This is a genomic window from Novosphingobium sp. (genome assembly GCF_036803765.1).
Classification (GTDB): domain Bacteria; phylum Pseudomonadota; class Alphaproteobacteria; order Sphingomonadales; family Sphingomonadaceae; genus Novosphingobium.
In genome coordinates this window covers 61,194-70,871 of record NZ_DAIRTS010000005.1, presented here as the reverse complement: position 1 = coordinate 70,871, position 9,678 = coordinate 61,194, and the positions used below count along the sequence as shown (strand labels likewise).

The window sequence follows — 9,678 nt, the reverse complement described above, 5'->3', positions numbered from 1 at the left end:
TCGAAGGCCTCGCGCATCGCGTTCTCCAGCACGGCCCTTCGACAGGCTCAAGGCGAACGGGTTGCGGGTAAAGGAACGAAGCGTGGCTGGGGACAGACCGACACCCACGCCCGTTCGGCCTGAGCCTGTCGAAGGCCGCGCGCACTGCGCTCTCCATCACAGCCCTTCGACAGGCTCAGGGCAAACGGGTTGCGGGTAAAGGAACGAAGCGTGGCTGGGGACGGACCAACACCCACGCCCGTTCAGCCTGAGCCTGTCGAAGGCCACTCGCCCCACCCCTGGCAACCCCGAACACTTCACATCAGCGCGCTGGCGCTCGTGCCCAGTTCGGCGAAGTAGCGCGCCATGGCGTCGGCGGCCTTGTCGGTCAGGGTGATGAAGGCCCGGCGGCGGTCGGTCTCGTCGTCGACGCGTTGCAGCAGGCCGGCGTCGGTCATCTGGCCGATCCAGCGCAGCGCCGTGGTCGGCGGCACGCCCGAGGCGATGCACAGCGAGGTGACCGAGACGCGGACATGCTCCACCCGCGCGGCGGTGAGGTCGAGCAGCATGTCCCAGGCGGGATCGGCGAAGAGGTCGCCCTCGAAGAAGCGGGCGCGCAACTGGCGCTGGCGGATGATCTTGCGGACCAGCCGCGGGTCCGGCAGCGGCGGGCGGGCGGTGCGCACGAGGCGGTCGGTGCCCTCGTCCAGGCGCGCCATGCCGGGATCGACTTCGCCATGGAAGCGGAAGGCGGACGAGGTTTCGGGGTCGACGTTGTTGCCCGCAGACAGCTGTTCGAGGCGCGCCGCGATCGTCGTCACCTGCTCGGTCAGGCGCAGCAGGGTCATGCGGTCCTCCGCCCCCAGTTCGCGCACGCGGCTGCCCTGGCGGCCGACACGGCCGAGGACGCGGCCGATGGCGATCACCCGCTCGGCCCGGCTGGGGGTGACGAGGATCTGCGCCTCGGACTGGTCGAGGCAGCCGAACACGTCGTCGAGCGCGCCGATGCTGGTGGAGACGACGAGTTGCGCGCCGCGCCGCGCGGCATCGAGGTCCAGCTGCGACAGCGTTGCCAGCTCCGCGCCGTCGATCACCGGGCAATCGACCAGGACCACATCGCCCAGCGCAGGGTGCCGTCCGGCCGGCGCCGCGGCGCACAGGATCTGGAGGTCGCTGGTCTGGGCGACGCGCAGTCCGGCGGCGGCGGCATCCTCTGCCATTTCGGCGCGCAGGTAGGCGCGGTCAGCGAAGATCGAGACAGCCGGCGCCGCCCCCGGCCATGCGCAGGCTGCACTATCCCCGAACGCGTCCGTCGCGGCGTCCACCTGAGGCCATGCCGGCGGCGACGCGCCGTCACGCACGCGTTCACCTGCCGTTTGCGCTTCTGCCCCCGCTTCAAGCGTGGCCCCCGCCTGCTCGAAAAGCGCCATTCCCTGCCCCATGTCGCCCACTCCGTAAAACCGCGTATGCGGACTTCTGCGGAACAAATGGAGACCGGGTCAACGCGAGTTAGATCGGTTTTGGATCAAGGCACGATGTCGATCGGCGTGCCGTCGCCAACGCTTTGCCACAGTTCCTCGATTTCGGAGTTGGTCAGCGCGATGCAGCCTTCGGTCCAGTCCCCGGGGGCGCGGCGGTCGCCCCAGTCAGGCGGCTGGCCATGCAGGAAAATCGCACCGCCGGGCGATCGCCCCAGTGCCGCCGCCCGGGCCCGGTCTGACGAGTCGGGATAGGAGATGTGCAGCGAGAGGTGATAGGCGCTGGCGGCATTGCCGTGGTCGATCACGTAATGCCCCTCGGGCGTGCGACCATCGCCTTCGAAACGCTTGGGCCCCACCGGGTTCGGCCCCAGTTGCAGGCCGGTCATCACCCGCAGGATCCGCCCGTCTGCCGCGAATAGCGTGAGCCGCCGTGCGGCCTTTTCGACCAGAATGCGATCCGCCGGCTCGGCATCCTGGGCACAAACAAATGGCGGTGCTGCCCCTGCGAGCAGCACCGCCATTGTCGTCAGCCATCGCGCTTTCGTGCCCCGCATCGCATGCAGCGTAGCGCAGCGACAGCGCCGGACAAGCCCGGCACGCGCTGGCGGGGTCAGTCGACGAAGGGATCGCGCACGAGGATCGTGTCCTCGCGCTCGGGCGAGGTGCTCACCAGTGCCACCGGCGTCTCGATCAGTTCCTGCACGCGCTGGATGTACTTGATCGCCTGGGCCGGAAGGTCGGCCCACGACCGCGCCCCGGCGGTGGTGCCCTGCCAGCCGTCCATTTCCTCGTAGATCGGCTCGACCGCGGCCTGGTCGGCGGCGTGGCTGGGGAAATAGTCGAGCACCTGGCCGCGCAGGCGATAGCCGATGCAGATCTTCACCTTGTCGAAGCCGTCGAGCACGTCGAGCTTGGTCAGCGCGATGCCGGTGACGCCGGAAATGGCGCAGGACTGGCGCGTCAGCACGGCATCGAACCAGCCACAGCGGCGCTTGCGGCCGGTGACGGTGCCGAATTCGTGGCCGCGTTCACCCAGCCGCTGGCCGACCGCATCGTCGAGCTCGGTCGGGAACGGGCCGGAGCCGACACGGGTGGTATAGGCCTTGACGATGCCGAGCACGAAGCCGGTCGCCGCCGGGCCCAGCCCCGAACCGCTGGCCGCGGTGCCCGAGACGGTGTTCGACGAGGTGACGAAGGGATAGGTGCCGTGGTCGACGTCGAGCAGGACGCCTTGCGCGCCTTCGAACAGGATGCGCGCGCCGGCCTTGCGCACGGCGTTGAGGCGCTTCCACACAGGCTGCGCGAACTGCAGCACGTAGGGCGCGATCTCGCGCAGCTCGGCCAGCAGGGCCTCGCGGTCGACCGGCGGCTGGCCGAAGCCGGCACGCAGCGCATCGTGGTGCGCGCAGAGGCGATCGAACTGCGCATCGAGCGCATCGAGATGCGCCAGGTCGCAGACGCGGATCGCGCGGCGGCCGACCTTGTCTTCGTATGCCGGGCCGATGCCGCGACCGGTCGTGCCAATCTTGCCCGCAGCCGCGGCCGCCTCGCGCAGCCCGTCGAGGTCGCGGTGCAGCGGCAGGATCAGCGGGCAGTTGTCGGCGATGGCGAAGTTGTCGGGGGTGATGTCCACCCCTTGCGCGGTCAGCTTCTCGATTTCGGCCTTGAGCGCCCAGGGATCGAGCACCACGCCGTTGCCGATGATCGACAGCGTGCCGGTGACGATGCCCGAGGGTAGCAGCGAGAGCTTGTAGACCTGCTCGCCCACCACCAGCGTGTGGCCGGCGTTGTGGCCGCCCTGGAAGCGCACGACGGCATCGGCGCGGCTGGCGAGCCAGTCGACGATCTTGCCCTTGCCCTCATCGCCCCACTGGGCGCCGATCACGGTTACATTGGCCATAGATACACTCCTCCACCCTGCCAGGTGGATCCAGACAACGCCCTTCGACAGGACTCGGCGTGGTGGATGGACGGGGGGCACGCGCGTGGCGCGCCCGATGTGCGCGGCTGGCCCCTAGGGGCAGCGCAGCCGCGAAGTCAAGACCGCGGAGGCGATCGGGTGCCCGGTCTCAAAGGCCGGGGCCCGGCCTCAAAGGCTTTGCGGCCCGTCCGGGCCCAGGACATGGCTGCAACCCAGCTGAGCCGCTGTGTCCGCCTCGGTCAGCGCGGCGACGGTGCGCCAGCCGATCGCACGCAGCCGTTCGGCCGCGGCGCGGTCGTGGCCAAGCGGCAGGAACAGCTTGTCTGCCGCCGACTCGCTCGCGGCGATAAGGTCGATAAGCGCATCGGGATAGAGCGAGAAGCCGGTCGCGACCTCGCCGTCGGCCCCCGCGCTGCCATCGGGCGCAGCGATACGATAGGTGCCGCCCCGGCCCACTGCTCCGCGCACGCCCTCGGCATAAAGGGTAAAGCCGAACCACGACTGGTATTCGAAGCCGTGGCGCTCCGCCGGATCGAGCGTCAGACGGGCGCGGCCGTCAAGCCGGGCGGCGATTTCGCGCAGGGCCGCGATGCGGCCTGCCAGTACGCCGCCGGCATCGATCGCCGCCAGCTTGTCGATCGCGCTGGCGAAATCGCCCGTCGCATAGAGCAGCGGGACATAGGCGGCGCCGCCGGCATCGACCAGCCCGCCGGCGTCCTTGCTGTCCAGCTCGCGCCGCACAGCACCCACTTGCGCGGCATCGAGCGGCAGGGCCTCGGCCGCCAGCGTATCGACGAGATCGGGCAGCGTGAAATCGACGCTGACGCCGGTGGCACCCGCAGCCTGGAGCGCCTCGATCGCCACGGCGACCACTTCGGCGGCGGCGGCGACATTATCGACGCCGATGAGCTCGGCCCCGCACTGCAGCTTCTCGCGCGCGGGGTCGAGGCCGGCGCCCTTGATCGTCACCACCTGCCCGGCATAGCACAGGCGCAGCGGGCGCGGCGCGGCAGACAGGCGCGTGCCGGCAATGCGGCCGATCTGCGGGGTGATGTCGCTGCGCAGCGCCATCATCCGCAGGCTCTGCGGGTCGACGAAGCGGAACATGCGGCGCGAGCTGATCCCCGCCATGCGGCTGGCGAGCGAGCGCTCGAACTCGATCATCGGTGGCAGCACGCGGTCGTAGCCGTGGCCTTCCATGACCCCATGGATCGTGCGCATCACGCGCGTCGCGGCGGCAGCCTCGCGGGGGAGGCGGTCTTCGAGGCCCTCGGGCAGCAGATCGGGATCGCTGGTGTCCATGGCCGCGGCCTTTAGCGACAATGGCCGCGGCCGGGTAGGGCAAAAAGGCCGGCCAGCCGTCGGCGCAAGAAGGGGCGGCGCGCATGGCAGCCCCTGCCCCCGATCGGTCAGCGCTTGGGCGGCGCGTTCCAGCCGTCGGCTTGGTCGACGTAGGCGCGCTGCGTACGCTTGTTGTAGAGGCACAGCTTGGACACGTTCGATCCGCGGCTGCGGTCCGAGACGAGCATCGCGACCATGCCCACCCGGTCGTCGAAACCGACGATGGTGGAGGCGCGGGCATTGCGGATGCCGCTGGCGGCCAGGCACGAGCGGGTAACCTTGGCATCGAACGCCGCCCAGGCCTGGTCGCTCGATGCCGAGGCGGGCACGGCGGAAAAGACTGCAGCGGCGGCCAGAACCGACCCACAAACCATTCTGAACATGACAAACTCCGTCAAAAGCTGATGGCCTATCGTGGCCGCTGTCTCAGGAACGCGCGATGAACGGTTTGCGTGCCCGATTGGCGCCGTGGCGTCAGGCGGGAGCGGCCGCCGCCCCGGCGCCGGAGCCGCGGCGCATCGTCATCATCAGCACGAGCGCCGCCACCACACCGATGATGCCGGCCGCGATGAACGCGGGGGCGTAGGTGCCGCTATGCTCGCGGATGAGGCCGGCACCGAACGCGGAGCAGGCGGCGCCGAGCTGGTGGCCGGTCTGGATCCAGCCGAACACGATCGGGGCTTCCTGTTCGCCAAACGCCTCGTTGGCGAGCTTGACCGTGGGCGGCACCGTGGCGATCCAGTCGAGGCCATAAAACACCGCGAAGACCGCAAGGCTGGTCGCATCGAAGCTGAGGAACGGGAGTGCGAGCAGCGAAAGCCCGCGCAGCCCGTAATAGAACGTCAGCAGCACGCGCGGATTGTAGCGGTCGGTCAGCCAGCCCGATGCCGTGGTGCCGAACAGGTCGAAGAATCCCATGGTCGACAGCAGGCCTGCGGCCGCGACCGGGGCAATGCCGTGGTCGCCGCAGAACGCAATCATGTGCGTGCCGACAAGGCCGTTGGTGGTGAGCCCGCAGACGAAGAACGTGCCGAACAGCAGCCAGAACATCGGCTTTCGCGCCGCCCGCAGCAGGACGTCTATGGCCAGCGTCGCGTTTCGCGCCTGGCGCGGCGGTGCCGGAGGCGGGCTGTCGGCCTGCTCGCCGAAGCGGCGCGTGCCGATGTCGCCGGGGTGCTCGGGCACCAGCAATGCCACCAGCGGCACGAGCGCGAGGCAGGCGAGACTGACGGCCATGACCACCGGACGCCAAGCCCCGTCGCGCGACAACCAGGCGAGCAGCGGCAGGAAGATCAGCGCCCCTGTCGCCGTGCTGGCGCTGAGCAGGCCCATGACGAGGCCTTGCCGGGTCGCGAACCAGCGATTGACCACCGCCGCGCCCAGGACCGAGGCAACCGCGCCGCTGCCGATGCCAGACAGCACGCCCCAGCTCAGGATGTAATGCCAGGGCTGGCTCATCCACAGGCTGGCGAACGTCGCCGCCGACATCAGGGCCAGGCCCGCCAGCATGGTGCGGCGGATGCCGAACGAGACCATCAGCGCCGCCGCGAAGGGACCGACCAGGCCATAAAGCAGGATGCCGATCGCTGCGGCGAACGAAATGGTCGCCCGGTCCCAGCCGAAATTGGCCTGGAGCGGCATCATCAGCACACCCGGCGTGGCGCGCAGCCCTGCCGACACGAGCAACGCGAAGAACGTGACCGCGACGATGAGGCCGATATGCAGACGCGGCGAAACCAGCCCGGTCCGGTGCAACAACCGGCTCATGCTGCACCACCCTGCGCCAGCGCCACGATGTCACCCAGCGACTGCGCCATGCCGGCCCAGCGTTCGGCCCCGAAGGCGCCGACGAAGCGGCGTTGCGCCGCCTCCCATGCGCCCGCAGCCTCGGCCATCACGGCCTCCCCCTCCACCGTCAAGCGCGCCTGCCGCGACCGCCCGGTCGCCTCGGCGGTCGCGATCCAGCCTGCCCGTTCCAGCGGCTTCAAGGTGCGGTACAGCGTGGTCCGGTCCATCGCCAGCGCCTGCGCCAGGTCTGGCAGGGCCACAACGTCGTGCCGCGCGATGGTGCGCAAAACCGCGAACTGCGTGGGCGACACCGCCGCACCATCCATGACCTCGTCGTAGAAACGGGTCACGGCACGCGACGCCTTGCGCAGAGCCGTGCAGGCGCAGGGCAACGGCGGCGGAGGGATGTCGGAAACAGATGGCTCGATATGATGCATATGCATCAATTGCACCAGACATCAGCCGGGCGTCAAGGCGCCTTTGCGTGCGCTGCCTATCCAACTGGCGACCAACCGCGTGAAGGCTTTTGAAACGCACGCCACCATCACCGACACCGCATCTGGCAAAAAACCAAAGGCGGAGAACATCATGAGGGACCACCGACAATTTACCATGGCCGTGCTGATGCTGTCGGCAGCGCCGGTCGGCCTGCTGGCACCGGGCGTCGCGCGGGCACAGGACGCGGCGGCCACGAGCGCCGGGCAGCCCGAAGACGCCGGCGCGATCACGGTCACCGCCCGTCGCCGGTCCGAGACACTGACCAACGTGCCCCTCTCGATTTCGGCCCTGAGCGGTGACCAACTCGAGAAGCGCAGCGTGCGCAACGTGCGCGACCTGGCCAACAACACGCCGGGCCTTACCTTCACGATGGGTGGCACCCCGTCGTCCAGCGTGCTGGTCGTGCGCGGGTTGTCGTCGTCGAACTTCGCGACGAGCCTCAACAACGAGGCCAACGTCGGGTTCTTCATCGACGGCATCTACCAGACCAACCGCAATGCGATCGACCTGCTCGACGTGATCGACATCGGACAGATCTCGGTCGCCAAGGGTCCGCAAAGCGCGCTCTACGGACGCTCGACCTTCGCCGGGGCCATCGGCATCTCGACCAGCGAGGCACCGCGCAAGCCCACTTATGCGATTTCCGGCACACTCGGCAGCGACGCGGATCGCCGCATCAGCGCCAGCGTCGGCGGCCCGATCATCGACGGCATCCTGTCCGGCTCGATCAAGGGCAGCTATGTCACGTTCGGGGGCACGATCAACAACAGCGATGGCGCCAAGCTGGGTGGCTATACGCACCAGGGCCTGTCCGGCTCACTGCGTTTCACGCCCACCGACAGCCTCACCTTCAAGCTGAGCGGCCTGCTGGCCGAAGGCGATGCGCTCCAGACCGGCGGTTTCCTCGTGCCTTATGGCGAGCAGAACTGTGGCGGCACCCAGCCGCAGACGGGCGCCCGTTACATCTACTGCGGCGAGGTGAAGCCGCGCGGCAGCGACGTGTCGGGCAACATCCCTGCATCGCACAGCACGATCAAGCAGATCGCGCTTGAATCGCGCTACGAGAACCAGGCGTTCTCGGTCGTCAGCACGACCGGCCTGACCCGCTCGAACTTCCGCGCCTACTTCGACTATGACGTGACGCGGGCGGGCGACGTCTATGGCGTCTGCACGGTCGTCGGCACCAACTGCCCCACGGTCGGCGGTCTGGCCACGTATGGCCGGACGGTCACTGCCCAGTCGACCGGCGGCAACCAGCAGAACGTCAAGTCGTTCAGCCAGGAACTGCGCATCCAGTCGCCCGATCGCAATCGCTTCCAGTGGCTGGCCGGTGCGTTCTTCTTCGATTCGCGCGCGGACGAAGGCTCGTATGTGGCCGTCGACGGCTCGCAACTGGCGGCCAACGAGCGCCTCGTGCTCGCCGTCCCCGCCCTCGCCGCGAGCCGGACCGGCCCGCTTGCCAACTTCGCCAACCCCGGCCTCAGCCCCGACGTCATAAACCTGCAGCGGCTCGCCAGCTTCACCAAGGTATCGACCAAGGCCTATTCGCTGTTCGGAAGCCTCGGCTACGAGATCGTGCCGGGCCTCAAGGTTTCGGCCGAAGGGCGCTACAACATCGAGCGCAAGACGAACAACAACCTGCTGAGCTTCTTTGCCCCCGGCACCGGCCTGCAGCAGGACACGTTCAAGAGCTTCACGCCGCGATTCACCGTGGAATACAAGGTCACGCCCGACATCCTGCTCTATGCCAACGCCGCCAAGGGCGTTCGCTCGGGCGGGTTCAACGGCGTCACCGGGGTGCTGCCCAGCGAATCGGTCTACAAGGAAGAGTCCAACTGGACGTACGAGGTCGGCGCCAAGGGCGAAGTCCTCGATCGCAAGCTCGTCTTCCAGCTGGCCGCGTTCCAGATCGACTGGTCGGACGTGCAGGTGCCGAGCTATTCGGACAACACCGCCGTGGTGCAGTCGATCATCCGCAACCTCGGGTCGCTGCGGGCCCGCGGCTTCGATGCCAGCATCGACGTACGCCCGGTGCGCGGCGTGAGCTTCGGCGGATCGGCGTCCTACTCCGACCCCAAGTACGGCAAGAACGTCTATGATCCCTCGCAGGTGACGCAGTGCGCCGGCACGACCGTGTGCCGCTACATCGACGTGCCGGGTCGCGGATTGCAGCCGCTCGTCTCGGGCAATCGTCCGCCGCGCTCGGTCGGCTGGCAGTGGAACGCGCACGCCGATCTGGGCGGTGCGCTGTCCGGCGACTGGTCGTGGAGCGGCCGCGTCGATGTCAACCATACCGGTCCGGCGACGGTGAACGCGCTCAACCTCTCGACCTTCGGCAAGCGCACACTGACGAACTTGCGCATCGGCGTCGAGACCGATGTATTCAACATCTCGCTCTGGGCGACCAACTTGTTCGACAAGTCCTACGTGTCGACCGCCCTGACCCAGCCGCGCAACGGCTACCCGAGCACGCTGCGCACGATCGAGGCCTATCTCGGCGAGCGTCGCCGCGCCGGTGTGACGGTCTCAGCGAAGTTCTGAATACTCGGGCAGGGGGTGGGCCGCAAAGGTCCATCCCCTGCCCGTTCGCTGCGTTGCTGCGGCCGGTAGAGAGACACGCAAAAAGGCGGCGGGCAGGTTATCCCTGTCCGCCGCCTTTTTGGTGTGCTC

The 9,678-nt window shown here is 68.6% G+C and carries 9 protein-coding genes; 1 reads left to right on the top strand and 8 read right to left on the bottom strand.

Annotated features, from left to right (window positions below):
• Positions 1–296: 296 nt before the first annotated feature.
• The 8 genes from V7Q48_RS04770 to V7Q48_RS04735 all read right to left on the bottom strand — a co-directional run bounded on the left by V7Q48_RS04770 (position 297) and on the right by V7Q48_RS04735 (position 7,100).
• The gene (locus V7Q48_RS04770; RefSeq protein ID WP_333836594.1) at positions 297–1,421 is read right to left on the bottom strand and encodes a winged helix DNA-binding protein; all 1,125 of its coding nucleotides are present in this window, start codon (positions 1,419–1,421) and stop codon (positions 297–299) included.
• Between the two features lie 83 nt (positions 1,422–1,504).
• Complete coding sequence (locus tag V7Q48_RS04765; RefSeq protein WP_333836593.1) at positions 1,505–2,014, bottom strand: L,D-transpeptidase family protein; 510 nt, start codon at positions 2,012–2,014, stop codon at positions 1,505–1,507.
• A 56-nt stretch (positions 2,015–2,070) separates the two neighbouring features.
• A complete protein-coding gene (locus V7Q48_RS04760; protein WP_333836592.1) occupies positions 2,071–3,360 on the bottom strand; it encodes an adenylosuccinate synthase in 1,290 nt (429 codons plus the stop codon).
• Between the two features lie 189 nt (positions 3,361–3,549).
• Positions 3,550–4,683 carry an ATP phosphoribosyltransferase regulatory subunit gene (locus V7Q48_RS04755; protein WP_333836591.1) on the bottom strand — a complete coding sequence of 378 codons (1,134 nt, stop codon included), beginning with the start codon at positions 4,681–4,683 and terminating at the stop codon, positions 3,550–3,552.
• Between the two features lie 107 nt (positions 4,684–4,790).
• Positions 4,791–5,105, bottom strand: coding sequence for a hypothetical protein (locus V7Q48_RS04750; protein ID WP_333836590.1), 315 nt, complete (start codon positions 5,103–5,105; stop codon positions 4,791–4,793).
• Between the two features lie 91 nt (positions 5,106–5,196).
• The gene (locus V7Q48_RS04745; protein ID WP_333836589.1) at positions 5,197–6,489 is read right to left on the bottom strand and encodes an MFS transporter; all 1,293 of its coding nucleotides are present in this window, start codon (positions 6,487–6,489) and stop codon (positions 5,197–5,199) included.
• Positions 6,486–6,860, bottom strand: a complete 375-nt coding sequence (locus V7Q48_RS04740; RefSeq protein WP_333836587.1) for a MarR family winged helix-turn-helix transcriptional regulator — start codon at positions 6,858–6,860, stop codon at positions 6,486–6,488. The genes V7Q48_RS04745 and V7Q48_RS04740 overlap by 4 nt, the downstream gene beginning before the upstream one ends.
• Before the next feature lie 108 nt (positions 6,861–6,968).
• Positions 6,969–7,100, bottom strand: a complete 132-nt coding sequence (locus V7Q48_RS04735; RefSeq protein ID WP_333836586.1) for a hypothetical protein — start codon at positions 7,098–7,100, stop codon at positions 6,969–6,971.
• On the opposite strand from V7Q48_RS04735, the gene V7Q48_RS04730 reads away from it, so the two are divergent.
• Complete coding sequence (locus V7Q48_RS04730) at positions 7,099–9,549, top strand: TonB-dependent receptor (RefSeq protein ID WP_333836585.1); 2,451 nt, start codon at positions 7,099–7,101, stop codon at positions 9,547–9,549. The genes V7Q48_RS04735 and V7Q48_RS04730 overlap by 2 nt on opposite strands.
• Positions 9,550–9,678: the final 129 nt, after the last annotated feature.